The organism is Dermacoccus sp. 147Ba (genome assembly GCF_004151355.1).
Classification (GTDB): domain Bacteria; phylum Actinomycetota; class Actinomycetes; order Actinomycetales; family Dermatophilaceae; genus Dermacoccus; species Dermacoccus abyssi.
The window spans coordinates 51,848-78,652 of the sequence record NZ_SEHL01000002.1 but is presented as its reverse complement, the minus strand read 5'-3'; the positions used below and the strand labels follow the sequence as shown (position 1 = coordinate 78,652).

Below are 26,805 nucleotides of genomic sequence, written 5' to 3'. Positions count from 1 at the left end.
GTGCCGGAGCGAGAACCCGTCTGTGCTTGGCGGCACCGGGCGGGCGTGAGGGCGCCGCGCCGACGCGGGCAGATGATGCGATTCAGTTCACGTGACGCAGTCTGAGCAGGCGCAAAACGCGTCAGGTGAACCGAACTGCGTCAGCTGCGCCACAGCGACGCTCAGGCGACGCGGCCCGCGCGCGGTTCCAGCGGCACCGTGGCTCCGCCGGGGCGGGTCAGCCAGCGGCGGCCGGTGGGCGACTCCCACTCGCATGTGGCTTCGGCATCCATGCTCACCGCGTATCCGCCGAACGTCTTGGCGCGGTGGTGATGACGGCACAGACTCTGGAGGTTCGACCCGCTCGTTGCGCCGCCCTCGGCGAACGGGATGACGTGGTCGAGGTCTGCAGATGTCCCGGGCCGCGTGCAGTACGGGAAGCGGCACACCTCGTCGCGATCGGTGACGAGGGCCGCCATTGTGGCGTGCGGTCGGTACGTCTGCGACAGCGTGCCGGTTGTCACGACGCGACCGTTAGCCAGATCGCGGGTGAGGCGAACCGCGAACGTCGTTCCGATCGATGCGGCTAGCCGAGCGAGCGCCTCATCTGTCACGACACCCATTCCTGGCACGTCGACGTCAGCGAAGGCAGAGCTCTCCCCTGGTGAGGAACGCAGCGCTCTGACGAAACGCATGGTGGAATACTGCTCGCGCCGGAGGGACTGAGTGGGCGGCGAGTCAGCGGCCAACGGCACTTGCAGCGTGAAAGCAGCATGCACCGAACGGTTCTCGACCATCAGGTCGACCAGCGCATCGACACGACAGCGACCCCGCGACGGCGGCAGCCCTCCTCCGCCCCAGCCGGCGTGCAGGTGTTCGGCGCGGTCCTCGATGACGGCGTGCAGCGCCAGCGCGTCGCCCGTGTCGAGGACGACACGCATCTCGGTGAGTGAGTCGATGTCGAGGTGCGGTTCGAACCACACACCCTTCTCGCGGTCGGCCAGCACTTCGTCAGCCTCCCGAGCGAGCCCCAGGGCACGCAGGAGCTTCCGCACGTCCCGCCGCGCGGCACTGCCGCCCATGCGGCGCGCACCGGACTTCTCCCACCAGGTCAGTGACGCGGGCCAGGGCTTCCGGTTCGACGATGTGGTCGAGTTCGTCCGAGATGACCGTGGCCGTCGCGAAGCGCGCTCGACCGGTCACCGACCTCAGATCCATGCTCTATTATCGCACACTTGTTCGAATCATGTCAGGTCCGTGCGCACCCAATGCCCTGACCCACGTGCCGCTGACTACAGGATCATCGCCCGCAAGCGCCCATCCTTTAGCCGCAGAGCCTCGCTGTTCCGCGGACGAGTGAACGGTTTCCCGGAGTGGCCAAGCGCGTGTCTGACGCACTGGCGATGGCGCGCCCCGAACCAGCGCCCGATGCGCCACGATGGGTTCTGCCCGAACCCAGCAGAGTCACCCGAAGAGGAGCCGCCCGCATGCCCCGTGACGACGACCCGCGTCAGCACATTGCGCAGCAGCTCTCCTACTTCGAGCCTCGTGAAGCCACCGGTAACCCCCTGCGCGAGGCCGCGGTTTGCGTCGTCATCGCCCACAGGGCGGACGAGCCGGTTGTTCTCATGGAGAAGCGAGCACCCAGCCTCCGCGCCCACGCCGGTCAGTTCGCGCTACCGGGCGGCCGGATCGACGCGGGCGAAACGCCCCAGGAAGCTGCCCTCCGCGAACTGCACGAGGAACTCGGCATCGCGGCTTCGGCCGACGCAGTCTTGGGCAGGCTCGACGACTTCGCGACCCGCTCGGGCTATCTCATCCGCCCGTTCGTCGTCTGGGCCGGCGATGTGCTCGACGAGGTGGTGCTCAATCCGGCCGAGGTTGCGGTGCTCCACGAGATCACGCTCCCCCAACTGGACGCGGAACCGCGGTTCGTCGAGCAGCGTGGGCTGGGCGAGCCGGTGTTCCAGTGGCCCTTCGAGGACTACTGGATCCACGCGCCGACGGCGGCGATCCTCCATCAGTTCCGGGAAGTCGTTCTCCACGGCCGCAGCACGCGCGTGGCCCACTTCGAGCAGCCCAAGTTCGCCTGGAAGTAGCGCGCTACTCCGCGTGGGAGGCCACCCAGCCTTCGTGCAGCCGCCGGTAGGGTCCGTCAGCGCCGACGAGTTCAACGTGCGAGCCGCGCTGGACGAGTCGTCCGGCGTCCATGACCCAGATCTCGTCGGCCTTCTCGGCCGTCGCGAGGCGGTGCGCGATGATGACGCTCGTCCGGCCGCGCATCAGCTCGTCGAGTGCCTGGCCGACGGCAACATCGGTCGACGGGTCGACACTTGAGGTGGCCTCGTCGAGGATGAGCACGTCCGGGTCCGTCACATACGTGCGCGCGAGCGCGACGATCTGCCGCTCCCCCGCGCTGAGCCGCGATCCGCGAGCGCCCACCTCGGTGCGCACGCCCTCGGGCTGACGGACGAGCCAGTCCTCGCACCCGATCCCGACGAAGGCGCGCTCGACGCCCGCGTCGTCGAGGTCCGGGCGCGCGAAGCGCACGTTGTCGGCGATCGTGCCGGTGAAGAGGAAACCCTCCTGCGGCAGGTACGCCACGGCCTCGCGCAGCGACGCATCATCGACGTCGCGCAAGTCGAGTCCACCGACGCGCACGACACCCGACGTGGGGTCGACCAGGCGGGTCAGCAGTTTTGCGAGCGTGCTCTTGCCCGAACCGGTCTCACCGACGACGGCGACACTCGTACCCGGCGCGATCGTCGCGTCGACGTCGCGCAGCACGAGGTCGGCGTCGGGCGAGTAGGCGAAGTCGACGTGGTCGAGCTGCACCGACTTGGCGCCCGCGTTCAACGTCTGCGGTTGCGCCGGCGGCACGACCTCGAGGGGCGTGTCGAGCAACTCGATGACGCGTCGCCAGCCGGCGAGAGCGTTCTGCAGGTCGTTGAGGACCTCGGTGGCCGTCTGAACGGGCTGCGTGAAGAGGTTGGTGAGGAACACGAAGGCGGTGATCTCACCGATCGTCATGTGTCCGTTGGCGCCCATCCACGCACCCGCGATGATGACGAGGATGAGCGCGGCGCCGGAGACGCCCTGGCCCGACACGAACGCACCCACGGCACGGATCTGCGCCCCGATGGCGGCCTTGCGCTGCGCCTCGATCGCATCGTCCATGCGCTCCTGGGTGCGCGGCTGAATACCGAACAGGCGGACGGTCGCTGCCCCGGCCACGGACTCCGAGATCGTGCTCAGCATGTCGGCCACCCGCTCGCGGACGACGGCGTACGCGCGCCCGACGAGCCGCTGGAAGTAGCGCAGGAGGAAGAACAGCGGCAGGAAGCAGATCCACACGAAGATGGCGAGCGGCCACGAGTACCAGAGCATGAGGATCGTCGCGACGAGCAGTTGCCCGATGGAGACGATGAGCATCATGCCGCCGCGCTGGACGAACATCGAGATCTGGTCGACGTCGCTCGTCACGCGCGAAACCATCGAACCGCGGCGGGACGCGTTGAGCGTCAGCGTCGACAGGGCGTGCACGTGGGCGAACGCCTTGCGGCGCAACGTCGCCAACCCCCGCTCGGACGCGCGGAAGAGCCTGACGTTCATGACGTAGGAGCAGACACCCGCCACGACGACGCCGAGGGCCGCGAGGGCACACGTCCACCGCACGACGCCGAGATCGACCCCGCCCGGCGCGAGGATGCTGTGGTCGATGGCGCGCTGGAGCGTCAACGGCACGATGACCTGGCTCGACGTGGCCACGAGCGCGAGCAACAGCGTCCAGCCGAAGCCCTTCGTCATCTCCGGAGCGAGCGAGAGCCCGCGCCGCAGGGTGCCGCGGTCGCTCGTCACCTTGGTTGCGCCGGCGCTCATGCCCGGCCCCCTTCAGCCTCGGCGTGGGATGCGTCGGCATCGTCCCCGTCACCGTCATTGACGTCCGCGGCATCAGGGGCAGCACCCTCGGCTTCCTCCACCTCGTACGCGCTGAGCAGCGCCGCGTACCCGGGGTGGCCGGCCATGAGTTCGTCGTGACGGCCGCTGGCGGCCACCCGTCCGTTCTCGAGGTACACGACGCGGTCCGCGAGCAGGATGCTCGAGCGGCGGTGCGCGACGATGACGGTGGTGCTGCCCTCGGTCGCAGAACGCAGCGACGTGAGGATGTCGCCTTCGACGGCGGGGTCGATCGCGCTCGTCGAGTCGTCGAGCACGACGAGACCGGGCTTACCGGCGATCACTCGTGCGAGCGCGATGCGCTGACGCTGACCGCCCGACAGGCGCGAACCACGCTCACCGAGCGCCTCGTCCCGACCGTGCGGCAGGGCCTCGACGAACGTCGCCGCGTGCGCGACGTCGAGTGCGTGATCCACCTCGCCGCGACCGAGATCCGAGCGCCCCAGCGCCACGTTCTCCTCGCTCGACTCGTTGAACACGAACGCGTCCTGCGTCGCGAGCGCCACCCGCTCCTCACGGTTCGCCACGCCACCGATGTCGTGACCACCCACCTCGACGACGCCGGCCGTCGGCGGGGTGAGCCCGACGAGCACCTGAGCGAGCGTGCTCTTGCCCGAGCCCGTCGCACCGACGACGGCGAGCGAGCCGCCGGCGGGAACCTCGAGGTCGACGCCGGTGAGCGCGGGAGCGTCGGCGTCCTCGTACGTGAACGAGACACCGTGCGCCCGCAGCTCCAACGGCCCTTCGGGCAGGGACGCCTCCCGGCGGCGCGGCGGCAGATCGGCTGCGTCGTCGAGGATCGGCTTGACGCGCTTCCACCCGATGGCCACCTGCGGGAGGCTGAACAGGATCCAACCGAAGGCGCGCACCGGCCATGCGAGCAGGCTGAAGAGGTAGGCGACCTGAACGACGTCAGCGGCCGTGATCGAGCCCGAGGCCACACGTTCGGCACCGACCACGACGACGGCGAGCGACCCGAGCGTCGGCAGCGCATTCGTCATCGGGTCGAAGATGCCCTCGGTCCGTCCGAGACGGATGTTGGCATCACGCAGTTCCTCGGCCGAGCGCGTGAGGCGCGCGGTCTCCGAGTCGGCGCGACCGAGCGCCTTGACGACGAGCGCGCCGTCGAAGCTCTCGTCGGCCACGGTGCTCACCTGCGCGCGGGCCGCCTGCGATGCCTCGACACGACGGCGCATGACGATCTGGAACCAGTAGTTGATGACGATGAGCAGCGGGAACACGACGAGCGCGACGAAGCCCAGGACGACGTCGACGAGGAAGATCGAGACGAAGCCGAAGAGCAGCATGATGGCGACGCCGAGCGCCATGGGCAGTGGCTGGAAGATGTTCCAGATCGTCTCGACGTCCGAGTTCGCGTGCGAGAGCAGACGTCCCGAGGGATGTACCTGGTGCCAACGCATCGGCAGGTCCTGGTAGGCGCGCGTCACCCGACGCCGCGTCGAGGCGATGAGGTTGTTGTACGTGATGCCGGCGGCGATACGTCGCACGATGACGGCGATGACGTTGAGGAACACGACGCCGCCGAGTTGCCAGGCCACCTGCCAGGCCATCGCGCCGGTGAGTTCGCCCTCGCGCACGGCAGGCGTGACGACGTCCGCCACGAGCCCGCCGATCACGGACGCGGTGAGCACGGTGAGCACGCCGTAACCGGTCGCCCCGAGGACGGAGAAGACGAACCAGCGCCACTCCTCACGGCACCCTGCCAGGGTGACGCGAACGGGTGACGCGTCGGGGACCAGGTCGGCTGCACTCACGCGGGGGTTCCTTTGCTCGCTCGGTCGCGGGGGTGACAACATTGCGCCATGCCGAACTATGCCCAAGCCGAACGACAGGCTCTCTGCGACACCGCCCTACGGATCGGACCGGACGCTCCGACGCTCTGCGACGGCTGGACCGTGAAGGACCTCCTGGCCCACCTCGCGATGCGTGAGCGTCGCCCGGAGGCCGTCGGCATCCTTCTGCCCCAGGCACGCGACCTCGCCGAGCGTACCCGCGCGCGCTACGCGCTGCGTCCCTTCGAGGACCTCGTCGACATGGTGCGCCGAGGCCCGCACGAGTTCTCGCCCTTCCGCATCCCCGCGGTCGACGCGCGCGCGAACCTGCAGGAGTACTTCATCCACCACGAGGACATCCTGCGCGCGCAGCTGCCTTACGCCGACGAATCGCAGGTGCGCACCGTCGGTGAGCGCCTGCAGAACTCGCTTTACGCCGCCCTGCCGGCCGCCGGCACGATGATGCTGCGCCACTCGCGGATGCGCGTTGCCGCCCTCTGCCCGGGACGCACGCCGGTTGCCCTCACCAGCCCCGACGAGCCGCTCGGTGAAGTGGTCATCGAGGGCCTGCCCAGCGAGGTTCTCCTCCACCTGGCGGGCCGCATGAGCTTCGTTCAGTTCGCGGGCGAGCCGGACGACATCAACCGCTTCGCGTCGGCGCCGAAGGGCATCTGACCAGCGTCCTTCCTTGCTAGTTCAACGAATTCGGGCCCCACCTTCGAGTTGAAGGTGAGGCCCGAAATCGAGTGGCGCGGTCAGCGCACCGGCGCACCGGTGGCTGCCAGGGCCTGCTTGACGTCGCCGATCGTCATCTCGCCGTAGTGGAAGACGGAGGCTGCGAGCACGGCGTCGGCGCCGGCTTCGACCGCGTCCGGGAAGTGCTCGACGGCGCCCGCGCCACCACTCGCGATGAGAGGCACGGTGACCTCGCGGCGCACTGCCTCGATGAGTTCGAGGTCGAATCCGCGCTTCGTGCCGTCGGCGTCCATCGAGTTGAGCAGGATCTCCCCTGCCCCCAACTCCTCCGCGCGCGCACACCACTCGACGGCCTCCAGGCCGGAGCTCGTGCGGCCACCGTGCGTCGTCACCTCGTAGCGCCCGTCGATGCGCCGCACGTCCGCGGACAGCACGAGAACCTGGGCGCCGAAGCGGTCGGCGATCTCGGCGATGACCTCGGGGCGGGCGATGGCACCGGTGTTGATACCCACCTTGTCCGCGCCCGAACGCAACAGACGGTCGACGTCGCCGACAGTGCGCACGCCTCCCCCGACGGTGAGGGGAATGAAGACCTGCTCGGCCGTGCGCGCGACGAGGTCGTACGTCGTCGATCGGTCCGCCGAGCTCGCGGTGACGTCGAGGAAGGTGAGTTCGTCAGCGCCCTGACGCTCGTAGCGTGCCGCGAGTTCGACGGGGTCGCCCGCGTCACGAAGATTCTCGAAGTTGACGCCCTTAACGACGCGTCCTGCGTCGACGTCGAGACAGGGAATGACACGTACCGCAACCGTCATGGCACCGAGCCTAAGCCCTCAGGCCGCGCGCCCGGCCGGTACGTTTGCTCCGTGAACACGCCGCCCATCGCCGTCCGATCGCCCGGTCTCGCCGCGGCGCCGACGTTGTCACCGGACGCCGTGCTCGCGTGGTTCGACACCCGCGCGTCCCTGAACGAGCGCTGGCTGTTCACCCTCGACGGGCGCTCCGGGGCAGGTAAGACCCAGCTCTCGGACCGCCTCGCTCAGCACTACCCTCGCGCCCAGGTGCTTCACCTCGACGACCTCTACCGCGATTGGGACAGCCTGCCCAGCGGCGTGTTGCGTGCCCGCCAGCTCGTCGAACACTGGCGCGCCGGCCGCTCTCCGAGCTACAAGCCGACGCAGTGGGCCGGTATGCCACCGCGCGAGCGTGAGCCCATCCACGCCACCCGCTCCCTCATCGTCGAGGGCGTCGGCGCCGGATGGGTGGGACAGAACATCGCGGAGGGCTCGGCGTGGCTGGAGGCCTCGCGCGAGCAGCGGCGCATCCGTGCACTGCGTCGCGACGGCGAGATGTTCGCGCCGTACTGGGTGAGCTGGGAGGCGCAGGAACGGTCCTGGTTCACCGCGCATCCGCCCCGGGCGGACGTCGTCGTCGACGCGAGCGACCTCACGGACGAAGAACGCTCCGCTGCGCACTGAGGCCGCCGACCTGCCTCAAACAGAACGTGACCGTTCAGTCGTTCGGGATCTCGCCCTGATTGACGTGGACGAGAGCGGCCAGCCGTGAGGCCTCCGCCTCGGCGGACGGGCCGTCCGCGCGCTGGATCGCCATGACGGCGAGCTGCTCGGTGTCGGCCAGGTCGAGCAGGCACCACGGGCGCCCGCCGCCGAACTGGACGCCGACGATCTCGGCCCACGGCACGAAGCGCCTCGTCAGCAGGTTGCGCACCGTGATGCCCTCGGGCGACGGCTCGGCCTTGACGAGACCCCACCGGCTCAGACCCCAGCCGAGGAAACAGCCGAAGAAGAACACGGCCCACTTGTCGAGCATCGTCCAACCGGTAGCCCCGCCGGTGGGCAGGACGACGAAGGCGACGACACCGAAGGTCACGACCATCGCCACGGCGGCTGCGAAGGCCACCGCTCGGCCGCGACGCGGAATGAACGGACGATAGGCGTCCTCGTTCTTGGCCATGTGATGACTCCTCTCGGGTGCTCGGGCGCGACGCGTGGATCAGAGCCGGCAGGCGGCGATGTCGGTGACGAGGATGGCGCGCGCTCCGAGGTCGTACAACTCGTCCATGACGCGGTTGAGCGAACGGCGGTGCACCATGACGCGCACGGCGACCTGGTTCGGGTCGTGAAGCGGCGACACGGTGGGCGACTCGCTGCCGGGCGTCAGCGCGGCGGCCTCCTCGACGAGTGCGGCGTCGATGTCGTAATCCATCATGACGTAGTGGCGCGCGGTGAGAACGCCCTCGAGACGGCGCACGAGAGTCGCAGCCTGACCGGACAGCTCGCGGTCGGAGGGACGGATGAGCAGGGCCTCGCTCGTGAGGATCGGGTCACCGAAGACCTCGAGTCCGGCGTTGCGCAGGGTCGTACCGGTCTCGACGACGTCGGCGATGACGTCGGCGACGCCGAGCGTCACAGCCGTCTCGACCGCACCGTCGAGGCGAACGACCTCAGCGTTCACACCGTTCTTCTCGAGGTCGGCCCTGACGAGGCCGGCGAACGACGTCGCGATGCGTCGACCTTCGAGGTCGGCAACGCTCGACGCGACGCCCGGACGCCCGGCGTAGCGGAACGTGGACGCCCCGAAGCCGAGCTGCAGGTGCTCGACGGCCTTCGAACCGGAGTCGAGCATGAGGTCGCGCCCGGTGATACCCAGGTCGAGGGTTCCCGAGCCGACGTAGACGGCGATGTCCTTGGGGCGCAGGAAGAAGAACTCGACCTCGTTGTCGGCGTCCACGACGACGAGTTCCTTGGAGTCGCGGCGCCCGCGGTAGCCGGCCTCCTTGAGCATCGAGGCGGCGGATTCGGAAAGGGCGCCCTTGTTGGGGACTGCGACGCGCAGCATGGTGTCCTTCCGGCTCAGAGGTGGGAGTAGACGTCGTCGAGCGTGATACCGCGCTCGATCATGAGCACCTGCAGGTGGTACAGGAGTTGACTGATCTCCTCGGCCGCGGCGGCGTTGCCCTCGTGCTCGGCGGCCATCCACACCTCGGCGGCCTCCTCGACGATCTTCTTGCCGATGAAGTGCACGCCCCGGTCGAGTTCGGCGACGGTGCCGGAACCCTCTGGGCGCGTCTGCGCCTTCTCATTGAGTTCGGCCCACAGCTCTTCGAACGTCTTCACAGGGTGCAAGGTTACCGGTCGCACGCCCTCGGCCCGCGCGCCGTCCGGCATGGAAGCCGGACGACGTTCATGCACCGAGCGCGCGCAGCGTCACCTCGGTGGCGACGGCCGCGGTCGCGGCCTCGTGGCCCTTGTCCTCCGAGGAGTTCTCCAGGCCTGCACGGTCGAGCGCCTGCTCGTCGTTGTCGCACGTGAGCACACCGAAGCCGATGGCCTTGCCCGTCGTGACGCCGATCTGGGTGAGGCCGTCCGTGGCAGCGCTGCAGACGTAGTCGAAGTGCGGCGTTCCGCCACGGATGACGACGCCGAGCGCGACGAGGACGTCGAACTTCTGCGCAAGACGCGCGCAGGCCGCTGTCAGTTCGAAGGTGCCGGGCACGCGCACGAGCGTGACGTCGGACTCGGCGACGCCGGCGTCGGCCAGGCCGCGGCGAGCGCCGTCGATGAGGCCGTTCATCACGACGTCGTGCCAGCTGGCCGCGACGATCGCGACGCGCAGACCCGAGCCGTCGACGTTGAGATCGGGGGAACCGTGTCCACTCATGATGCTTCTCCTACCTGAGGTTCGTCGCCACGGTCGAAGGTGTGACCGAGACGTTCGATCTTGGTGCGCACGTACGTCGCATTGTCCGGGCCCATACCGGCCACGAGCGGAACCCGCTCGACGACCTCGATGCCGAAGCGCGCGAGCTGCGCTGCCTTGTCGGGGTTGTTCGTCAGCAGCCGCACGCGGGTGTGACCGAGCGCGCGCAACATGGCGGCCGCCGCACCGTACTCGCGTCCGTCGATGGGCAGCCCGAGCTCGACCTGAGCGTCGACGGTGTCGAAGCCCGCGTCCTGCAGGCCGTACGCGCGCATCTTGTTGAGCAGCCCGACGCCGCGCCCCTCCTGGCCGCGCAGGTACAGCACGACGCCGCCCTCGCGCGAGACGAGGCGCTGCGCTTCCCGCAGCTGCGGGCCGCAGTCGCAGCGCAACGAACCGAGGGCGTCACCGGTGAGGCACTCGGAGTGCAGGCGCACGAGCGGTACCTCCCCCGGCTCGCGCTCGCTCACGAGGGCCAGGTGCTCAGCGCCGCTCTCGCGGTCCTCGAAGCCCCACGCCGTGAACGTGCCGTACTCCGTCGGCAGGTTGGCGGAGGCGATGTGCTCGACGCGGTCGTGGCGCCGGCGCCACTCGATGAGCTGCTCGATCGTGATGACGGCGAGCCCCTCGGCCTCGGCGAGCTCCACGGCACCCGGCAGGCGCATCATCGCGCCGTCGTCGTGGACGAGTTCGACGATCATCGCGACCGGCGAGAGGCCCGCGAGGCGGCACAGGTCGACCGACGCCTCGGTGTGGCCGTCACGCTCGAGCACGCCGCCCGGTCGGGCGCGCAGCGGGAAGACGTGACCGGGGCGCGTCAGTGCGTCAGGAGGCGTGGTCGGGTCGGCAAGCAGACGCAGCGTCAGTGCGCGGTCGGCGGCCGAGATGCCGGTGTGCACGCCGCCCTTCGCATCAACGGAGATCGTGTACGCGGTGCCCTTCGGGTCTTCGTTGCGCGAGACCATCGGCGGAAGGAGGAGCCGGTCGGCCACGTCGTCCGGCATCGGTGCGCAGATGACCCCCGAGCTGTGACGGATCGCCCACGCCATCCATTCGGCGGTCATCGTCTCGCCGGCCATGACGATGTCGGCCTCGTTCTCGCGGTTCTCGTCGTCGGCAACGAGCACGGGGCGTCCGGCACGCAGCTGCTCGAGGGCGTCCTCGACGCTCGACAGCCGCAGTGCCTCCTCGGATGCGTTCGGGGTGGTCATCACGATGCCTCCATCTCACGGGCCGCCACGTCCCGGCTGCGTGAGGCACGCAGCCACTGGGTGAAGCCGTAGGCGACGAGCAGGGCGTACAGCGCATAGAGCGCAGCACTCGGGTAGTACTTGGAATAGATGAGTTCAGGCACGCCGACGAGGTCGACCGCCAGCCACATGAGCCAGAAGTCGTTCCAGCCCCGGGCCATGGCGTACGTCGCGAGTAGCGAGCCGACGAAGATCCAGGCGTCGCACCAGAAGTACCACCAAGGGGCGGGCCACCCGGCACCGATGATCTCGAACACCCAGTGCATGACGACGACGCCCGCGCCCCAGGCGATGACGTAGCCGAGACGCTGTTTCGCGCTCGCCCAGTGCGGGATGACGGCCTCGCCGGTGCTGCCCTTGTTCTTGCTCTCGCGCCACACGTACCAGCCGTAGAGCGAGGTAACGATGAAGAAGATCTGACGCCCGGCCTGCCCGAGCATCGGCGCCCGGTCGTCCATGCCGAAGACGAGGCCCGCGAACACGGTGAAGAGCAGCACGTTACCGACGATGCCGACAGGCCATGCCCACACCTTGCGGCGCATGCCGCCGATCGCCGAGGCCATGCCGAAGCCGTTGCCGATGATCTCGCGCCACGTGATCTGCGAGCCGCCGATCGTGAGGTGCGCCGTGTAGATCTGCTCCCAGACGCTCATGCGCGCTCCGCCTTCGCCAGGCGTTCCTCGAGGGCCGCAAGGCGCGGGCCGACGAGGTGCTCGACGTACTTGGCAAGCACATCGACCTCGACGTTGACGACGTCGCCGACGCTCGCGTCACCGAACGTCGTGAGGTCGAGCGTCGTCGGAATGAGGCTGACGGTGAAGGTGTCGGCCTCGCGTGAGGCCACCGTGAGCGAGACGCCGTTGAGCGTGATCGAACCCTTCTCCACGACGTAGGGCGCGAGCTCGACCGGCAGGTCGAAGCGCACGACGCTCCAGCGCTCCCCCGGCTCGATGGCGACGATGCGCGTCGTGCCATCGACGTGACCCTGCACGACGTGGCCGCCGAACCGGGCGTCCGCCCGCATGGCGCGTTCCAGGTTGACCGGCGATCCGGGCTGCAGAGCACCGAGGCTCGTGCGGTCGAGGGTTTCCTTCATGACGTCGAGCGTGAAGGTGAGGGTGTCGAACGTCGTCACCGTGAGGCAGACGCCGTTGACCGCGATGCTGTCGCCGTGGTGCGCGTCCGTGAGCACCTCGGCCCCTTCGACGGCCAGGACGACGGCGTCGGCGGTGTGCTCGATCGAGGCAACCCGGCCTTTGGCTTCGACGATTCCGGTGAACACGGTGTTCAGCTCTCCTCACGCGTCGCAAGCGGGCGCAGGGTCAGGCGCAGGTCGGTCTGCGCTGGGGTGGTGGCATCAGCGGGCGTGACGAGGCTCGTCACGTCGACGAGGTCGAAACGCCGCAGGTCGGTCATGGACGCGGCGCCGAAGTCTGCCGCTGCGGGCCTGCCGGCGCCGAGCATCGCGGGGGCGACGTAGGCGAGTACCTCGTCGACGCGCTCGGCCGCGAGGAAGGCGGCGGCGAGCGTCGGCCCGCCCTCGAGCCACACCGCGTGGATGCCGCGCTCGTGCAGCACCTCGAGAACGGCGTCGACGTCGTGGGTGCGCAGCTGGAGGGTCTCGGCGGCGTCGTCGAGGACGCGAGCGTCGGCGGGCAGGTCGCGGTCACCGACGACGACGCGCAGGGGCTGCGTCGGGAGGTTCGTGCCGTCGGTGTCGCGGACGGTGAGCTGCGGGTCGTCGGCGAGCGCCGTTCCCGTGCCGACGACGACGGCGCCGTGCTCCGCGCGGAGCCGGTGGACATCTGCGCGGGCCGTGGAACCGGTGATCCATCGGGAGGTGCCGTCGGCGGCAGCGCTGAAGCCGTCGAGGGTGGCGGCGAACTTCCAGCGGACGACGGGCCGAGCGTGGGTGACGGAGAACGTCCAGTCCTCGTTGAGCGCGGCCCCCTGGCGTGCAAGCTCGGCGTCCTGGTCGACGGCGATGCCCGCGTCCGAGAGGACGCCTGCTCCCCCGGCGGCTGCGCCGTTCGGGTCGCTCTGGCCGTAGACCACGCGGCCCACACCGGCTGCGACGAGCGCGCGGGCGCAGGACGGCGTACGGCCCTGGTGGGCACAGGGTTCGAGGGTGACGTAAGCGGTGGCTCCACGCAGGTCCACGCCATCGGCGTTCGCCTGGGCGATGGCCGCCGCTTCGGCGTGCGGCGTTCCGGCGCCTCGGTGGTAGCCCTCGGCGAGCACCGAGCCGTCGGTCGAGACGATGACGCAGCCGACGCGCGGGTTCGCGTCCGGAAGCGGCGAAAGAGCCGCGAGCGCGACGGCACGACGCACGGCGCCTGAGCGGTCGAGCTTCATCGTTGTCACCTCCGGTTCGGAACGTCACCGTTCACCGGGGTGGTGCGAGATCGCACGAAATGCAGGCTCGTCACACGACGAGCAGTGCACGGCATCTTGGGCGATGCCGAACACCGGCGCTCGCTCACGCGACCGCCCTCATGCTGCCTCCCATCCGGACTTTAACCGTCGGTCTCGGAATCTCACCGAGTCAACCGACCCCTGACGAAGCGGGCCGGGTCGCGGACTTTAACCGCCGGCTAGGAATTTCACCTACCCCGGAGCACGCCGCTCATGCTACACCCGGGGTGCGCGCCTGCGACCCCGGGTGTCAACGATCGGAACGTCAGTGAGCGTGGCCGGCTGCGAGACGTCGCAGATCCTCGACGGCGTCGGCCGCCGAGGCCGCGCCGTACACGGCGGAACCGGCGACGAACGTGTCCGCACCGGCTTCGGCGCACTGCTCGATCGTCTTCGCGGAGACGCCGCCGTCCACCTGGATCCAGATGTCACCGCCGTGCTTCTTCACGCTCTCGCGCACAGCGCGCACCTTCGGCATCTGCTCGGCCATGAAGGACTGCCCACCGAATCCGGGCTCGACCGTCATGACGAGCACCATGTCGAGTTCGGGCAGCAGTTCCTCGTACGGCTCCCACGGGGTGCCGGGCTTGATGGCCATCGACGCGCGGGCACCGGCAGCGCGGATGTCACGCGCGATCTTCTTCGGGTCGGCGGCGGCCTCGACGTGGAAGGTGACGCTCTTGCAGCCCGCTTCCGCGTACTGCGGGGCCCAGCGGTCGGGGTCGTCGATCATGAGGTGCGCATCGAGCGGCATGGGTGCCACCTTGAGCAGCGACTCTACGACGGGAAGCCCGAGTGTCAGGTTGGGCACGAAGTGGTTGTCCATGACGTCCACGTGTGCCCAGTCGGCATTCTTGATCGCGTCGAGTTCGCTCTGCAGGTTGGCGAAGTCGGCCGAGAGGATGCTCGGCGCGATGCGCATGGTGGGTTCGACGCGGGTGGTGTCGGTCATCTCGGGCCTTTCCGGTGGTCAGCGCGTCTTGCGCAGGAGGGCGAAGAACATGGCGTCGGTGCCGTGAAGGTGCGGCCACAGCTGGACCGACGGCAGGGTGCCGATGCGCTCGAGCGGCTCGTCGTAGGCGTCGAGGAAGTACGGCCAAGCGTCCTCCTGCACGAGGTCGTCGCGCGCACCGAGCACCTCACCGACGACAGCGAGCGTCTCGGCCGGGTGCGGCGAGCACGTCGCGTAGCCGACGATGCCGCCCGGACGCGTGGCGTCGAGCGCGGAGTTGAGCAGTTCCACCTGCAGGGCGGCGAGCTCTGCGACGTCGAAGGGACGCCGGCGCCAGCGCGACTCGGGTCGGCGACGCATCGCACCGAGGCCGGTGCAGGGAGCGTCGAGCAGGACGCGGTCGTACGTCGCGGGTTCCTCGGCGCCGAGCTCACGGCCGTCACCGGTGCCGACGTAGATCTCGGCGCCGTCGTCGAGCAGAGCGCGCAGCGTGCGGCGAACGAGCTCGGTGCGGTGCTCGCTCGACTCGTTGCAGAACAGGACGTGTCCGCGCAGGTGCGCGATGGAACCGAGTACCGCCGCCTTGCCACCCGGGCCGGCGCACATGTCGAGCCACTGCTCGCCGGTCGTGGGGCGGGCCGAGGCCTCGGCCATCTCGTTGTCGGCCTCGATCGGCTTCGCAGGCTCGACGGGCGCTTCGGCCAGGGCGATGGCGAGCAACTGAGAGCCTTCGTCCTGCACAGCAGCGCGCGTCTCGCGGACGGCCGGGATGTTCGCCGGGTCGCCGAACGGCAGGGTAGCCGCGATGGGCGACAGATCGCTGAGTTCGGCACCGGCCTCGACGAGTTCGTCGACGTCCGCGAGGCCCGGACGTGCCACGAGCGCGACGCGGGGTGCCTCGTTGTCCGCGGTGAGCAACGCGTCGAGCGCGTCGTCGAGGCTCGGCTGACCTTCACCGCCGGCCGCTTCGTGACCGCGCAGTGCCTGACGCAGGGCCGAGACGACCCAGGCCGGGTGCGACGTCGCGATGGCGCGCACGTCGTCGGCGTCCTCGACGCCACGGGTGAGGGCGGCGATCCAGGTGTCGCGGTCACGTTCCCCAGCGCGGCGCAGAACGGCGTTGACGAAGCCGGACGCACCGGCGCCCGCATGCTCACGAGCGAGCGCGACGGTCTCGGACGTCGCCGCATGCGTGGGCACGCGCATCGAGAGCAGTTGGTGAACTCCGAGGCGCAGGATGTCGAGCACGATCGGGTCGATGTCGGCTGGCGCGCGGCCTGCTCCGACCTCGATGACCCGGTCGTAGAGGCCCTGACGCCGGATGGTGCCGAGGGCCAGTTCGGTGGCGAAGGCCGCGTCGCGACCGCTGAGGTCGTGGCGACGCAACACCTTGGGCATCTCGAGGTTGGCGTACGCGCCGTCGTCTACCGCGCGCAGAACGGCAAGAGCCGCGGTACGCGCCGGGTCGCCGCTGCGGCGTCGCTCGGACGGGGCGGCCGCGCTGCGGTGGCCCGCACTGCGCAGCCGGGCATCCGATCGCTCTCGGCCCTTGGCGTCACGACGCGAGGCGTCGTGGCCACCGCGAGAGCCGCGACCGTCACCGCGGTCGTCCCGTCGGGGGTTCGAGCCGCGGCCCCAGCCACCCGATCCTTCGCGCGCGTCAGCCACCGAGGCGTTCTCCTTCGTCGATTCGTACGCCGCGTGCCCAATCGGCCGCGACCATGCTCTTCTTGCCCTGAGGCTGCACCTCGAGCAATTCCAGGGTGCCTCCGACGGCGCCCACGAAAACCTGCTTCTTCGTCGCGCGCAGCGCACCGGCCGCCAGGGGCGGGTTCGCCTCGTCGGTCACCGCGAGGGTGCTGCGCAGCACCTTGAGGCGCTCAGCCCGGAACGTCGTCCAGGCCCCTGGCGCCGGGGACGCGCCGCGAATGCGGCGGTCGACAGCGAAGGCGGGCGACTTCCAGTCGATCTGCACGTCCTCGACGAGGATCTTCGGCGCGAGGGAGACACCGTCGGCCGACTGGGCGACGGGCGTGACCTCTCCCGCTTCAAGGGCATCGAGGGTCTTGACGAGCAACGACGCTCCGCCCTCGGCGAGGCGTCCCAGCAGGTCGCCGGCCGTGTCCGTGGCGCGGACGGCCTCTGTCATCGTGCCGAAGACTGGCCCGGTGTCGAGGCCCTCCTCGAGGAGGAAGGTCGAGGCACCCGTGACATCGTCGCCGGCCATGAGGGCGTGCTGCACGGGCGCAGCGCCACGCCACGCGGGCAGGAGCGAGAAGTGCAGATTGATCCAGCCCAGACGAGGCACGTCGAGGACGTCACGTGGGATGAGCGCGCCATAGGCGACGACGGGGCAGGCATCGGGTGCCAGTTCGCGCAGACGTGCGACGAACTCGGGGTCGGACGGCTTGGTCGGCGTGAGTACCTCGACGCCGGCGTCCTCGGCGACGCGACGCACCGGCGAAGCGGACGTCTTGCGACCGCGCCCAGAGCGGGCGTCGGGGCGGGTGATGACACCCACGACGTCGTGGGCCGAGTCGAGCAGTGCGCTCAGCGAGGGAACCGCGGCCTCGGGAGTGCCGGCGAACACAACGCGCATGGGAGCACGTCCCTTCGTCGAGTGGAGCGGGGTCGGGGTATCGGCCTCGGCCGACGTCCGGCCAAGTCTAGTGGGCGCGCTAGCGCCGACAGTCACGCACGATCGGCGCCAACGGCAGACCCCTCAGGAGCAGTTCGTCGCGCAGCGTGTCCGGGTCGGTGAACAGCAACGCGTCGAGCCCCGCCTGCTCGGCGCTCATGACGTTGGCGCTCGAGTCGTCGATGAACACCGCGTCCTCGAGGCCCCCGATGTGACGGGTCACCTCCTCGAGGATCTCCCACATCTCCGGATCGGGCTTCGTCACGCCCTCCTCGCCGGAGACGATGATCTCCTCGAACAGCTCGAGGAAGTCGTGCAGTTCTCGGGCGATCGGGAAGAGCTCGGCCGAGAAGTTCGTCACGGCGAACAGCGGCACCTGCGCTTCGTGTAGTTCTCGCAGGATGGCGACGGTGCCGTCGATGGGCTCGCGGATGGCGTCGGCGTAGTGGTCGACGTAGGCCTGGCCCACCTCTCCGACGGCTGCGTCGTGTTCGGTGAGTTCGGCGACGATCTCGGACCACGGCGTGCCCCCGTCCGCGCGCAAGTTGCGCCCGTGGAAGTCGATGGCGGCCTCGGTGAGAAAGGCATCGGCGCGCTCGCGCCCGACGACGGGTTCGAGGGCGAGCAACGGCTCCCAGCGGATGAGCACGTTGCCGATGTCGAAGACGACGAAGTCGACCGGGTTGGGGGCCGTGTCGTCCGTGAAGCCCCCGAGTTCCTCGAGATCGGGGCCGTCGATGTCGTCGAGTCTGCTCAGGTCAGGCGTCGAAGTCATGGCGCCCACCGTAACGGAATGGTTCTCATGCCAGGCCGTCGAGCATCGGGTCGAGCCGCAGCGTGACGACCGGTTCGCGTGCCGCCGAGCGGGCGGCCTGCACGCCACGCAGCAGCTTCGGGGGCTCGGGCGCACCGGGGTCGTTCCAGCGCACGAGGTAGCGCACCTTCGGGTCGTCGTCGTTCGAGCGGCCCGTCGCGCGATCGAACATGTGGCGTCGTCCCAACGGCAGTGGTCCGAGCACGTCGAGCGGCACGCCGTCGCCGTTCGCGCGGCGCGAGACCTCGTCGGCCACGTCCTGCGCCGCACGTCTCGGCCCCTCGAGCGCGGCCATCCGGACGACCGGGGGTAGACCGACCTCGGCGCGTTCGGCCAGCTCGCGCTCGGCGAACCACCGCGGCGCCGCACGCACGAGCGCCTCCACGCTCGGGAACGGCACGTGGCGCGGCACGCCGCACAGGTAGACCGCTCCCCCGTCAGCGGCGCCCCGCACGAGGCCCGCGGCGGTCGACCAATGCGTGAGCGCCCGCTCGGACGAGTCGAGCCCGGCGCGATCGAGCAGTGCCCACGCGTCGAGCAGGATGGCTGCGCTGTAGCCGTTTTCGGCGACCGGCTCTGCACCGGGCGTTGCGATGACGAGCGCGGGGGTGTCGGGCACCGTGGCCAGAACGTCCGGTGCACCCGATCGGCGCACCGGCACGCCGGGGAAGGCACGCCCCAGTTCCTCCGCGGTGCGACCGGCACCGACGACGAGTGACCTCAGGTCGTGCGCACCGCACTCCGGGCAGGTGATGACGTGGGCGACGTGGCCGCACCAGCGACACGCGGGCGTGGCCCCTTCGTCGGCCAACCCCAGCGGCCCGTGGCAAACGGGGCACGCGGCCTTCGTGCGGCAGCGCGCACAGGCGAGAGCCGGAACGTAGCCACGCCGCGGCACCTGAACGAGGACGGGGCCGTGTGCGAGTGCGTCCGTGGCTCCGCGCCAGGCCTGGGCGGGAATGCGTGCCCGGGCGGCCGGGCCGTGACGTTCGACCGCCCGGTCATCCCCCGTCACGACGACGGCCGGCCCGGTACGAGCCACGGCATCGACGGCGACGAGATCCCCGCTCTCCACCCAGGCCTCGACCGCCGCCGATCGCGTGGGTCCGGCTGAGACGAGCGACGCACCACTGAGGCGGGCTCGCTCGCGCAGGACGTCGCGCACGTGCGGGTAGGGAGCGTGGGGCTCGGCGTGCAGCGAGTCCGTGTCGTCCCACCACACGACGAGCCCCAGGTCCTTCACTGGGGCGAACATCGCGGCCCTCGTGCCGACAACGACGTCGGCCTCACCGCGCACCGTCTTGAGGAACGAGGTGTAGCGCGCCTGCGGCCCTTGATCGGCACTGAGGCGCACGACTTTGTCTCGCCCGAGCAGTGCGGTGCACGCCTCGAGCACGCGCTCGACGTCGCGCGCGTCCGGCACGACGACGAGGCTCCCCCGCTTCGAACGTCGAGCCGCGTCGGCGAGCTCTGCGACTGCCGCCGGCCAGGCGTCGTCACCGAACAGCCCGGGTGCCACGTTCCACGACGCACGTGGCCCTTCGCCGTCGGCGATGTGCTTGAGGAGCGACAACCCGCCGCCGTAGAAGCGCCAGGCGCTCGATGCTTCGTCGACCGCTGCCCCGGCAGGCTCGGTCGGCTCGCTCTCGGCCCGCTCATCGTCGCTCGGCGCACCCGGCGATCCGTCCGCCGCCGTCGTGTCCGATGCGTCAGCGGTCTCCCCGACGGCGTCGACATCCGCCCTTTCTGACGCCGCGGCCTTCTCGTCCCGAGCGTCGAGCGCCGCCTCGGCGCGGGCGTGCCGGGGCGGGATGGCCAGGCGCAGGACGTCGCTGACGTTCCCCGCGTCACGAGCGGCCACGGCGCGAGCCAGCTCCCACACGTGCGGCGTGAGCACGACTTGGGACGAGATGACGCGTTGGATGGGCCGCAGGGTGCCCGAGAACTCGGCCTGCTCGCGCAGAGCCACGACGTAGCCGGTGATCTGTTGCGCCTTGAACCTCACCTTGACGGCGACACCGACTGCGATGTCGTCACACATCTCCTCGGGCACCGTGTACTCGAACTCGCGGTCGAGGTGAGGCACTTCGAGCATGGGCCAGACGACGGCGACCAGGTCGGGTTTCGACCCGGACGACGCGGGCGCTGCGTCGGCGACGTCCGTGCTGGCGTCTCCCGGCTCCTTGCGTTGGGGACGCGCGGCCTCACGCAGCAGGGCCAGCTGTTCGCTGGTCGGTGCGTGCGGCTCGCTCATGGCCCCATGTATACGGCACACCTCCGACAACCGTCGAACGTCCCCGCGTGGACGCCGAAGGGCGCCGCCCCGTCCGGTGTGGACAGGCGGCGCCCTTCGCTCTGTGAGGTCGGTGATCAGCCGGCAGCGCGCTGCAGTTCCTCGACGCGGTTGGTGCGCTCCCACGTGAACCCGTTCTCCAGGCCGGGTGCCTCGGTGCGACCGAAGTGGCCGTAGGCCGCGGTGGGCTGGTAGATCGGGCGCAGGAGGTCGAGCTGCTCGACGAGCGCGGCGGGGCGCAGGTCGAACGTCGTGTCGATGGCCTTCTGGATGACGTCGAGCGGCTTGGTCTCGGTGCCGAAGCACTCGACGTAGAGGCCGACCGGCTGAGCCTTGCCGATGGCGTAGGCGACCTGCACCTCGCAGCGCTTCGCGAGGCCTGCGGCGACGACGTTCTTGGCCACCCAGCGCATGGCGTAGGCGGCCGAGCGGTCGACCTTCGACGGGTCCTTTCCGGAGAAGGCGCCGCCGCCGTGGCGGGCCATGCCGCCGTAGGTGTCGACGATGATCTTGCGACCGGTGAGGCCGGCGTCACCCATGGGGCCGCCGATGACGAACTTGCCCGTCGGGTTGATGAGCTGGCGCACGTTCGTGGTGTCGAGCGCGACGCCGCTGGCCGCGAGTTCGGCGATGACCGGGTCGATGACGTGACGTTCGATGTCGGGCGCCAGCTGCCCGCCCAGGTCGATGCCTTCGTCGTGCTGCGTCGAGAGCACGACCGTCTCGAGGCCGACCGCCTTGTCACCGTCGTAGGCGATGGTGACCTGCGTCTTGCCGTCCGGGCGCAGGTACTCGAGCGTGCCGTCCTTGCGCACGCGGGTGAGGCGCTCGGAAAGGCGGTGCGCGAGGAAGATCGGCAGCGGCATGAGTTCGGGAGTGTCGTCGCAGGCGTAACCGAACATGAGCCCCTGGTCGCCGGCGCCCTGCAGGTCGAGGGGGTCGACACCACCGTCGACGCGGTGCTCGTGCGCCTGGTCGACGCCCTGCGCGATGTCGACCGACTGCTGGCCGATCGAGACGGAAATGCCGCAGCTGTGCCCGTCGAAGCCCTTGAGCGAGGAGTCGTAGCCGACCTCGGTGATGACGTTGCGCACGAGCGTCGCGATGTCGGTGTAGCCCTCGGTGCGCACCTCGCCGGCCACGTGCACGAGGCCCGTCGTCACCATCGTCTCGACCGCGACGCGCGACTTCGGGTCCTTCTTGAGCATGTCGTCGAGGATCGCGTCACTGATCTGGTCACAGATCTTGTCGGGGTGACCTTCGGTGACGGACTCGGAGGTGAACAGACGGGTCAAAGCGGACTCCTGACGTGGGCAGCGGCTGCTGACTGGGGCGCGAACCACCCCGTCACAGCATGTTACTGAGTAGTGAAGATAGACGCGGCGAGGTCGACGACCGCTGCCGCGATGTGAGACTTCGGGGCGGGCCCGACGGTGACGACCTCGTCGGAGTCGGCACGCAGCAGGTGGGCGGTCGACTCGTCCTGACCGAACGTGACGCCGTCGCCGACCTCGTTGGCCACGAGAACGTCGCACCCCTTGCGAGCGAGCTTGGCGCGGGCGTGGAACAGGACGTCGCCGTCGGCGTCGCCCGTCTCGGCGGCGAACCCGACGATGACGCGACGACGCGCCTCCGAGTCGGCCTTCGCGTCACGCTGCGCGACGGCTTCGGCGAGGATGTCGGGGTTGCGCACGAGTGTGATGACGGGCGCCGAGTCGTCGCCCGCGCCGTGCGTCTTCTTGATCTTCGACGTGGCCACCTCACTCGGGCGGAAATCGGCCACGGCGGCCGCCATGACGAGCAGGTCGGGCTCGGCCTCGAGCACCTTCTCGCGCATGGCCCGGGCACTCTCGACCATGACGACGTCGACGCGGGACGCAACGTCAGCGGGCGGCGTGACCGTCGTGACGAGGGTGACCTTGGCGCCCAGGTCGGCGGCAGCTGCTGCGATGGCGAAGCCCATCTTCCCGCTGCTGCGGTTACCGAGGTAGCGCACGGGGTCGATGGCCTCACGCGTGCCGCCGGCGGTGACCAGCACGGTGCGCCCGGCCAAGGGCCCCTGTTCGCGGGCGACAGGAACCTTCTCGGCACCGTCACGGCGTGTACCGCTCGCGGCCGCAGCCAAAGCGGCTTCGTAGATGACGTCGGGGTCGGGCAGGCGGCCGGGGCCGGTGTCGGCGCCCGTGAGTCGACCCGACGCGGGCTCGACGATCGTCACGCCGCGCTCACGCAGCGTGGCGACGTTGTCCTGCGTGGCCGGGTGAAGCCACATCTCGGTGTGCATGGCCGGAGCCATGACGACCGGGCAGCGCGCCGTGAGCAGCGTGTTCGTCAGCAGGTCGTTCGCCATGCCACACGCGGCCTTGGCGAGCAGGTCTGCCGTTGCCGGTGCCACGACGACGAGATCGGCGCTCTGGCCGAGCTTGACGTGCGGCACCGCGTGCACGTTCTCGAAGACACCCGTCTGCACCGGCTTGCCCGAGAGCGCCTCCCACGTGGGAGCGCCGACGAATTCGAGTGCAGCAGAAGTGGGCACGACCGTGACGTCGTGCCCACTCTCCGTGAAAAGACGAAGGAGCAACGCCGCTTTGTAGCCGGCGATGCCCCCCGTCACACCGAGAACGATGCGCATCTGGCGAGACTCAGGCTTCGAGCTTCTCGATCGAGAGCAGACCCTCGTTCATCTCGCGCAGCGCGATGGACAGCGGCTTGTCGTTGGGCTGGGCCTCGACGAGCGGACCGACGTTGTCGAGCAGGCCGTCAGCGAGCTGGCTGTAGTAGCCGTTGATCTGACGCGCGCGCTTCGAGGCGTACGTCACGAGCGCGTACTTGCTGTCCGCGATCTCGAGGAGGTCGTCGATGGGCGGGTTCGTGATGCCGATGGGCTCGGCCTTGGTGCCGGACACAATCACTCGTTTCGTCGTCAGTTTTCGGGGGTTCTCATCAATGATACGAGTTCTTCGGCCGCACGCCGAACGTCGTCGTTGACGATGACGTGGTCGAACTCGGATTTCGCGGCCAGTTCGACCTTCGCGGTCTGGAGGCGTCGCTCGCGCTCCTCCTCGGTCTCGGTGCCGCGCCCGACGAGCCGGCGCACCAGCTCGTCCCAGCTCGGCGGCTCGAGGAAGACGAAGAACGCGTCGGGCGCGTTCTGCTTGACCTGGCGCGCACCCTGGAGGTCGATCTCGAGCAGCGGCAGCTTGCCCTCGGCCATCGCCTCCTCGACGGGGGCCTTCGGCGTGCCGTACGAGGCACGACCGTGGACGATGGCGTGTTCGAGGAAGCCGTCCTCGCGCGCCGTCCGGGTGAACTCCTCGTCGCTGAGGAAGCGGTAGTGGACTCCGTCGATCTCACCCGGGCGTGGCGGGCGCGTCGTCGCGGAGACCGAGAGCCACACCTCCGGGTAGTGCTCGCGGATGTAGGCGGCGACGGTGCCCTTGCCGACCGCGGTGGGGCCGGCCAGGACGACGAGGCGTCCACTCATCGAGGATTCCTTCCACGGCGAACTGGTGCGAGACGCCCGCGAGGGCGTGTCGCTCATCCTTTCACAGGCCGACAGTTGGCCGCCCGGCCCCTGTTCAGGCCGAGCGACTCACGCCAAGCGAGCCACACTCTCGCGCGTGCGCTCCACAGCCTCGATGAGCGAGCTGACGTCCGGGCCGGCCTTGAGCACGTCGCGCGACGTCGTCGGGATGACGCGCTCGACGGAGGCGCCGAAGACTTCCTTGATCGTCTCGACCGTGCCGCCCTGCGCGCCGAAGCCCGGCGCGAGGACCGGCGCGTTCGACGCAGCGAGCGCGTCGCGCAGGCCGAGGTCGTCGAGCGCCGAGCCGATCGTGGCGCCCATGACGAAGCCGACGTGGCCCCACTCCCCCCGGCCGGCAGCCTCGGCGTTGTCGCGGGTTGCCGCAGCGACGATGTCGCCCGCGACGCTGCCGCCGGGCGTACTCGCGTGCTGGACGCCTGCGCCCTCCGCGTTCGAGGTGAGCGCGAGCACGAACACGCCGCGTCCGGTGTCCCGCGCGAGGTCGAGCGCCGGGCGCAGCGACTCGTACCCGAGGTACGGGCTGAGCGTGACCGCGTCGGCCGGCTCGGGCGCGTCCTTGCCGAGAAACGCCTCCCCGTAGGCCGTCATCGTCGTGCCGATGTCGCCGCGCTTCACGTCGAGCACGACAAGCGTGCCTGCTTCGCGCAGTTCCTTCGTCACGCGCTCGAGCAGTGCCACACCGCGCGAGCCGAACACCTCGAAGAAGGCTGACTGCGGCTTGACGGAGGCGACGCGTCCGCCGAACGCCTCGACGCACGTCAGCGCGAACCGCTCGACACCCTCGTAGCTGTAGGGCAGCCCCCACCCCTCGACGAGGCCACGGTGGGGGTCGATGCCGACACAGGCCGGGCCGAAGCGCTCGTGCGCGGCCTTCAGTCGAGCACCGAAACCGGCTTCGGGTGACGTGGTGGTCATGGCGGTTCTCCTGGTCGAACGGTCGGCGTCAGCGGTGCGCGACGGCGGTCATGGCAGACGGGGGCATGGAGAGCTCTGAGCAGTGGCGGCGCAGTGCGTCGAGGGTCGTGACGCCGGCGCGTGGGTCGCGGATGAGCGCGGTTCCCATCTGCACCGCGCTCGCTCCCGCTGCGAGGGCTGCGACGACGTCCTCAGCCCGCGCGATGCCGCCCCCGGCCACGATCGGCGCGCTCGGGAGTCGGCCGGCGATCATCGCGGCCTTGAGTTCGAAGACGGCGCCGAGCGTCATGGGCAGCAGTGCCGGCCCGGCCATCGTCGCCGCGCCGCGCGTGCGGGGTCTCAGCGTCGTCGGGTCGATGCTCGTCGCTGCCGGCGGGTGACCGACGACGATGACGTCGACACCCGACTTCAGTGCGGCGCGGGCCAACTCGACGACATCCGTGCCCAACGTGAGCTTGGCGAAGAGGAGCAGGTTGCGTGGGAGGTGTTCGCGCACACGGGCGACGACCTTCGTCACGGCGTACTCGTCACGCGCGAAGGGGCGCCCGCTGTTCGCCTCGTTCGGCACGGACAGGTTCATCTCGACACCGAGCAGACCGCGCGCTGCGGTGCGACGACGCACGGCCGCAGCAGCCTCGGCGAAGTCGCCGCTCGTGTCCCCCGCGATCGACGCGACGACCGGCGTCTCGCCGCAGATCTCCCACGGCAGCCGCGTGGCGCTCAAGGCGTTGGCGCCGATGTTCGGCACGTCGTGCGGGTGCACCACCCCCGAGGGCGTCTCGACGAGGACGCGGCGTTCGCTGCTCTCCCGGGCTTCACTCGTCAGCGTCGGCGTGACGAGGGCCCCGAACCCGCCGAGTCCACCCCAGCGCACGAGTTCGTGCCCGAACCCGCCACAGCCGGACGCCGCGAGAAGCGGCGAGGCGAGGCGGTGGTTGCCGAGCGTGACCGACACGTCGATGTCTTCGGGAGGCGTGTTCGTCTGCGGCTCAGCGCCCTTCGGCGTCTGCGGACTCATCGCTGCTCCAACAGGTCGTGCCAGACGACGCGGTCACCGGGCAGCACCGGGCCCTCGCTGCAGCATCGAACACTGCGAACGTCGCCGGACGCCCCGGCGACCGGCACGATGCACGCACCGCACAGGCCGGTGCCGCACGGCATGGGCATGTCGAACGCACCCTGCAGCACGGCCCCTCGACCCTGGGAGGCCGCCGTCATCGCCGCAAGAGCCGACACGTCGCCGGCGGCGTACACCACCGGTGCGTCACTTACTCGGAGCGCGGCATCGAGCGCGACCTGCACGAGGTATTCGAGCGACGTCACGCCCCCCGCTTCCGGCACCACGGTGACGACGTCACCCACGAGACGGCGTGCTTCGATGACACCGAGCAGGTGACGGTCGTCGCGACCGCCGATGACGACGCGCGGCACCTGGCTCCCCGCTCGACGCAGTTCGGTGATGAGCCACACGAGCGACGCCGCGCTGGCACCGACGCCCGCGACGACCGCACGCACCGGCTGCGACGGCAGCGGGAAGCCACGCCCGAGCGGGCCGAGGATGCTCACCTCGTCGTGGAGGCGTCGCCCGGCGAGCCAGGCACTGGCCTCGTCGGCGTCGGGGTCGATGACGACCTCGACGGTGCCGCCGAACGTTCCCGTGGGAGTGACGGCCCGCAGCGGCAGCGCGCGTCGGGTGATGATCGCCGACGCCTCGTCACCGATCGCCACCGAAACGAGCTGTCCCGGCCGCGCCGCCTCGGCGATGCCGGGCGCGACGAAGGTGTGCGCGACGAAGGCACCGACGCGTCGCGTCGCGATGAGCTCACCCGTGACGGAGAC

27 protein-coding genes and 1 riboswitch are annotated in these 26,805 nt (G+C 70.0%); of the genes, 3 read left to right on the top strand and 24 right to left on the bottom strand.

Going from position 1 to position 26,805, the window contains the following annotated elements; translation table 11 throughout:
* Positions 1 to 161: 161 nt before the first annotated feature.
* Positions 162 to 1,061, bottom strand: coding sequence for an HNH endonuclease signature motif containing protein (locus tag EVU97_RS02705; RefSeq protein WP_129663336.1), 900 nt, complete (start codon positions 1,059 to 1,061; stop codon positions 162 to 164).
* A 405-nt stretch (positions 1,062 to 1,466) separates the two neighbouring features.
* Here EVU97_RS02705 and EVU97_RS02700 point away from each other — a divergent pair, with 405 nt between their 5' ends.
* Entirely contained in the window at positions 1,467 to 2,078 is a 612-nt protein-coding gene (locus EVU97_RS02700; RefSeq protein ID WP_129663334.1) for a CoA pyrophosphatase, read from the top strand.
* 4 nt (positions 2,079 to 2,082) lie between these two features.
* Here EVU97_RS02700 and EVU97_RS02695 read toward each other — a convergent pair whose 3' ends face one another.
* A complete protein-coding gene (locus EVU97_RS02695; protein WP_129663332.1) occupies positions 2,083 to 3,858 on the bottom strand; it encodes an ABC transporter ATP-binding protein in 1,776 nt (591 codons plus the stop codon).
* Positions 3,855 to 5,711 carry an ABC transporter ATP-binding protein gene (locus EVU97_RS02690; RefSeq protein ID WP_165357850.1) on the bottom strand — a complete coding sequence of 619 codons (1,857 nt, stop codon included), beginning with the start codon at positions 5,709 to 5,711 and terminating at the stop codon, positions 3,855 to 3,857. The genes EVU97_RS02695 and EVU97_RS02690 overlap by 4 nt, the downstream gene beginning before the upstream one ends.
* A 48-nt stretch (positions 5,712 to 5,759) precedes the next feature.
* Here EVU97_RS02690 and EVU97_RS02685 point away from each other — a divergent pair, with 48 nt between their 5' ends.
* Entirely contained in the window at positions 5,760 to 6,404 is a 645-nt protein-coding gene (locus EVU97_RS02685; protein ID WP_129663327.1) for a TIGR03085 family metal-binding protein, read from the top strand.
* 80 nt (positions 6,405 to 6,484) lie between these two features.
* Here EVU97_RS02685 and hisF read toward each other — a convergent pair whose 3' ends face one another.
* Complete coding sequence (gene hisF / locus EVU97_RS02680; protein WP_129663323.1) at positions 6,485 to 7,237, bottom strand: imidazole glycerol phosphate synthase subunit HisF; 753 nt, start codon at positions 7,235 to 7,237, stop codon at positions 6,485 to 6,487.
* Positions 7,238 to 7,288: 51 nt separating this feature from the next.
* On the opposite strand from hisF, the gene EVU97_RS02675 reads away from it, so the two are divergent.
* Positions 7,289 to 7,900, top strand: a complete 612-nt coding sequence (locus tag EVU97_RS02675) for a hypothetical protein (protein WP_129663321.1) — start codon at positions 7,289 to 7,291, stop codon at positions 7,898 to 7,900.
* A gap of 34 nt (positions 7,901 to 7,934) precedes the next feature.
* Here the strand turns inward: EVU97_RS02675 and EVU97_RS02670 are convergent, their stop codons facing one another.
* The 20 genes from EVU97_RS02670 to EVU97_RS02575 all read right to left on the bottom strand — a co-directional run bounded on the left by EVU97_RS02670 (position 7,935) and on the right by EVU97_RS02575 (position 26,694).
* Entirely contained in the window at positions 7,935 to 8,396 is a 462-nt protein-coding gene (locus EVU97_RS02670) for a PH domain-containing protein (protein WP_240730104.1), read from the bottom strand.
* Between the two features lie 39 nt (positions 8,397 to 8,435).
* On the bottom strand, positions 8,436 to 9,281 hold the full coding sequence (gene hisG / locus EVU97_RS02665) for an ATP phosphoribosyltransferase (protein ID WP_047312706.1): 846 nt from the start codon (positions 9,279 to 9,281) through the stop codon (positions 8,436 to 8,438).
* Positions 9,282 to 9,295: 14 nt separating this feature from the next.
* On the bottom strand, positions 9,296 to 9,559 hold the full coding sequence (locus EVU97_RS02660) for a phosphoribosyl-ATP diphosphatase (RefSeq protein ID WP_047312873.1): 264 nt from the start codon (positions 9,557 to 9,559) through the stop codon (positions 9,296 to 9,298).
* A 67-nt stretch (positions 9,560 to 9,626) separates the two neighbouring features.
* Positions 9,627 to 10,103, bottom strand: coding sequence for a 6,7-dimethyl-8-ribityllumazine synthase (gene ribH, locus EVU97_RS02655; protein ID WP_047312705.1), 477 nt, complete (start codon positions 10,101 to 10,103; stop codon positions 9,627 to 9,629).
* Positions 10,100 to 11,353, bottom strand: a complete 1,254-nt coding sequence (ribB, locus tag EVU97_RS02650) for a 3,4-dihydroxy-2-butanone-4-phosphate synthase (protein ID WP_165357849.1) — start codon at positions 11,351 to 11,353, stop codon at positions 10,100 to 10,102. Before ribB ends, ribH begins: the two co-directional genes overlap by 4 nt.
* Positions 11,353 to 12,045, bottom strand: a complete 693-nt coding sequence (gene pnuC, locus EVU97_RS02645; protein ID WP_129663317.1) for a nicotinamide riboside transporter PnuC — start codon at positions 12,043 to 12,045, stop codon at positions 11,353 to 11,355. Before pnuC ends, ribB begins: the two co-directional genes overlap by 1 nt.
* Complete coding sequence (locus EVU97_RS02640) at positions 12,042 to 12,674, bottom strand: riboflavin synthase (RefSeq protein ID WP_129663315.1); 633 nt, start codon at positions 12,672 to 12,674, stop codon at positions 12,042 to 12,044. Before EVU97_RS02640 ends, pnuC begins: the two co-directional genes overlap by 4 nt.
* 5 nt (positions 12,675 to 12,679) lie before the next feature.
* Positions 12,680 to 13,747, bottom strand: a complete 1,068-nt coding sequence (ribD, locus tag EVU97_RS02635) for a bifunctional diaminohydroxyphosphoribosylaminopyrimidine deaminase/5-amino-6-(5-phosphoribosylamino)uracil reductase RibD (RefSeq protein WP_129663313.1) — start codon at positions 13,745 to 13,747, stop codon at positions 12,680 to 12,682.
* Positions 13,748 to 13,885: 138 nt separating this feature from the next.
* A riboswitch (FMN riboswitch) is annotated at positions 13,886 to 14,015 on the bottom strand.
* A gap of 57 nt (positions 14,016 to 14,072) precedes the next feature.
* On the bottom strand, positions 14,073 to 14,729 hold the full coding sequence (gene rpe / locus EVU97_RS02630) for a ribulose-phosphate 3-epimerase (protein ID WP_047312871.1): 657 nt from the start codon (positions 14,727 to 14,729) through the stop codon (positions 14,073 to 14,075).
* A gap of 48 nt (positions 14,730 to 14,777) precedes the next feature.
* Complete coding sequence (locus EVU97_RS02625; protein WP_370448513.1) at positions 14,778 to 16,427, bottom strand: RsmB/NOP family class I SAM-dependent RNA methyltransferase; 1,650 nt, start codon at positions 16,425 to 16,427, stop codon at positions 14,778 to 14,780.
* Positions 16,420 to 17,358 (bottom strand): methionyl-tRNA formyltransferase, encoded by a 939-nt coding sequence (gene fmt / locus EVU97_RS02620; RefSeq protein ID WP_047312701.1) that lies wholly within the window; start codon positions 17,356 to 17,358, stop codon positions 16,420 to 16,422. Before fmt ends, EVU97_RS02625 begins: the two co-directional genes overlap by 8 nt.
* A 79-nt stretch (positions 17,359 to 17,437) precedes the next feature.
* Entirely contained in the window at positions 17,438 to 18,172 is a 735-nt protein-coding gene (locus EVU97_RS02615) for an HAD-IA family hydrolase (protein ID WP_129663311.1), read from the bottom strand.
* Positions 18,173 to 18,197: 25 nt separating this feature from the next.
* Positions 18,198 to 20,465, bottom strand: a complete 2,268-nt coding sequence (locus tag EVU97_RS02610; RefSeq protein ID WP_129663309.1) for a primosome assembly protein PriA — start codon at positions 20,463 to 20,465, stop codon at positions 18,198 to 18,200.
* 116 nt (positions 20,466 to 20,581) lie between these two features.
* Positions 20,582 to 21,799 carry a methionine adenosyltransferase gene (gene metK / locus EVU97_RS02605; protein ID WP_047312700.1) on the bottom strand — a complete coding sequence of 406 codons (1,218 nt, stop codon included), beginning with the start codon at positions 21,797 to 21,799 and terminating at the stop codon, positions 20,582 to 20,584.
* 62 nt (positions 21,800 to 21,861) lie between these two features.
* Complete coding sequence (gene coaBC / locus EVU97_RS02600; RefSeq protein ID WP_129663307.1) at positions 21,862 to 23,136, bottom strand: bifunctional phosphopantothenoylcysteine decarboxylase/phosphopantothenate--cysteine ligase CoaBC; 1,275 nt, start codon at positions 23,134 to 23,136, stop codon at positions 21,862 to 21,864.
* 10 nt (positions 23,137 to 23,146) lie between these two features.
* Positions 23,147 to 23,410, bottom strand: coding sequence for a DNA-directed RNA polymerase subunit omega (gene rpoZ / locus EVU97_RS02595; protein WP_047312698.1), 264 nt, complete (start codon positions 23,408 to 23,410; stop codon positions 23,147 to 23,149).
* A 17-nt stretch (positions 23,411 to 23,427) separates the two neighbouring features.
* The gene (gene gmk / locus EVU97_RS02590; protein ID WP_129663305.1) at positions 23,428 to 23,988 is read right to left on the bottom strand and encodes a guanylate kinase; all 561 of its coding nucleotides are present in this window, start codon (positions 23,986 to 23,988) and stop codon (positions 23,428 to 23,430) included.
* A gap of 108 nt (positions 23,989 to 24,096) precedes the next feature.
* A complete protein-coding gene (gene pyrF / locus EVU97_RS02585) occupies positions 24,097 to 24,966 on the bottom strand; it encodes an orotidine-5'-phosphate decarboxylase (protein WP_129663303.1) in 870 nt (289 codons plus the stop codon).
* Positions 24,967 to 24,994: 28 nt separating this feature from the next.
* Positions 24,995 to 25,984: a dihydroorotate dehydrogenase gene (locus EVU97_RS02580; RefSeq protein ID WP_129663301.1), complete on the bottom strand. Its 990-nt coding sequence runs from the start codon at positions 25,982 to 25,984 to the stop codon at positions 24,995 to 24,997.
* The gene (locus tag EVU97_RS02575) at positions 25,981 to 26,694 is read right to left on the bottom strand and encodes a hypothetical protein (RefSeq protein WP_240730103.1); all 714 of its coding nucleotides are present in this window, start codon (positions 26,692 to 26,694) and stop codon (positions 25,981 to 25,983) included. The genes EVU97_RS02580 and EVU97_RS02575 overlap by 4 nt, the downstream gene beginning before the upstream one ends.
* Between the last annotated feature and the right edge of the window lie 111 nt (positions 26,695 to 26,805).

Bases quoted from the DNA above. Each gene is read 5' to 3' on its own strand.
- hisF (WP_129663323.1), bottom strand. From the start codon at position 7,237: ATGACGGTTGCGGTACGTGTCATTCCCTGTCTCGACGTCGACGCAGGA.
- EVU97_RS02615 (WP_129663311.1), bottom strand. From the start codon at position 18,172: ATGACTTCGACGCCTGACCTGAGCAGACTCGACGACATCGACGGCCCC.
- hisG (WP_047312706.1), bottom strand. From the start codon at position 9,281: ATGCTGCGCGTCGCAGTCCCCAACAAGGGCGCCCTTTCCGAATCCGCC.
- gmk (WP_129663305.1), bottom strand. From the start codon at position 23,988: ATGAGTGGACGCCTCGTCGTCCTGGCCGGCCCCACCGCGGTCGGCAAG.
- pnuC (WP_129663317.1), bottom strand. From the start codon at position 12,045: ATGAGCGTCTGGGAGCAGATCTACACGGCGCACCTCACGATCGGCGGC.
- rpe (WP_047312871.1), bottom strand. From the start codon at position 14,729: ATGCGCATCGCGCCGAGCATCCTCTCGGCCGACTTCGCCAACCTGCAG.
- ribB (WP_165357849.1), bottom strand. From the start codon at position 11,353: ATGACCACCCCGAACGCATCCGAGGAGGCACTGCGGCTGTCGAGCGTC.
- EVU97_RS02610 (WP_129663309.1), bottom strand. From the start codon at position 20,465: ATGAGCGAGCCGCACGCACCGACCAGCGAACAGCTGGCCCTGCTGCGT.
- EVU97_RS02695 (WP_129663332.1), bottom strand. From the start codon at position 3,858: ATGAGCGCCGGCGCAACCAAGGTGACGAGCGACCGCGGCACCCTGCGG.
- EVU97_RS02670 (WP_240730104.1), bottom strand. From the start codon at position 8,396: ATGGCCAAGAACGAGGACGCCTATCGTCCGTTCATTCCGCGTCGCGGC.
- ribD (WP_129663313.1), bottom strand. From the start codon at position 13,747: ATGAAGCTCGACCGCTCAGGCGCCGTGCGTCGTGCCGTCGCGCTCGCG.
- EVU97_RS02685 (WP_129663327.1), top strand. From the start codon at position 5,760: ATGCCGAACTATGCCCAAGCCGAACGACAGGCTCTCTGCGACACCGCC.
- fmt (WP_047312701.1), bottom strand. From the start codon at position 17,358: ATGCGCGTTGTGTTCGCCGGCACTCCCGAGGCCGCGGTTCCCTCGCTG.
- EVU97_RS02580 (WP_129663301.1), bottom strand. From the start codon at position 25,984: ATGAGTCCGCAGACGCCGAAGGGCGCTGAGCCGCAGACGAACACGCCT.
- EVU97_RS02700 (WP_129663334.1), top strand. From the start codon at position 1,467: ATGCCCCGTGACGACGACCCGCGTCAGCACATTGCGCAGCAGCTCTCC.
- pyrF (WP_129663303.1), bottom strand. From the start codon at position 24,966: ATGACCACCACGTCACCCGAAGCCGGTTTCGGTGCTCGACTGAAGGCC.
- EVU97_RS02705 (WP_129663336.1), bottom strand. From the start codon at position 1,061: ATGGGCGGCAGTGCCGCGCGGCGGGACGTGCGGAAGCTCCTGCGTGCC.
- ribH (WP_047312705.1), bottom strand. From the start codon at position 10,103: ATGAGTGGACACGGTTCCCCCGATCTCAACGTCGACGGCTCGGGTCTG.
- coaBC (WP_129663307.1), bottom strand. From the start codon at position 23,136: ATGCGCATCGTTCTCGGTGTGACGGGGGGCATCGCCGGCTACAAAGCG.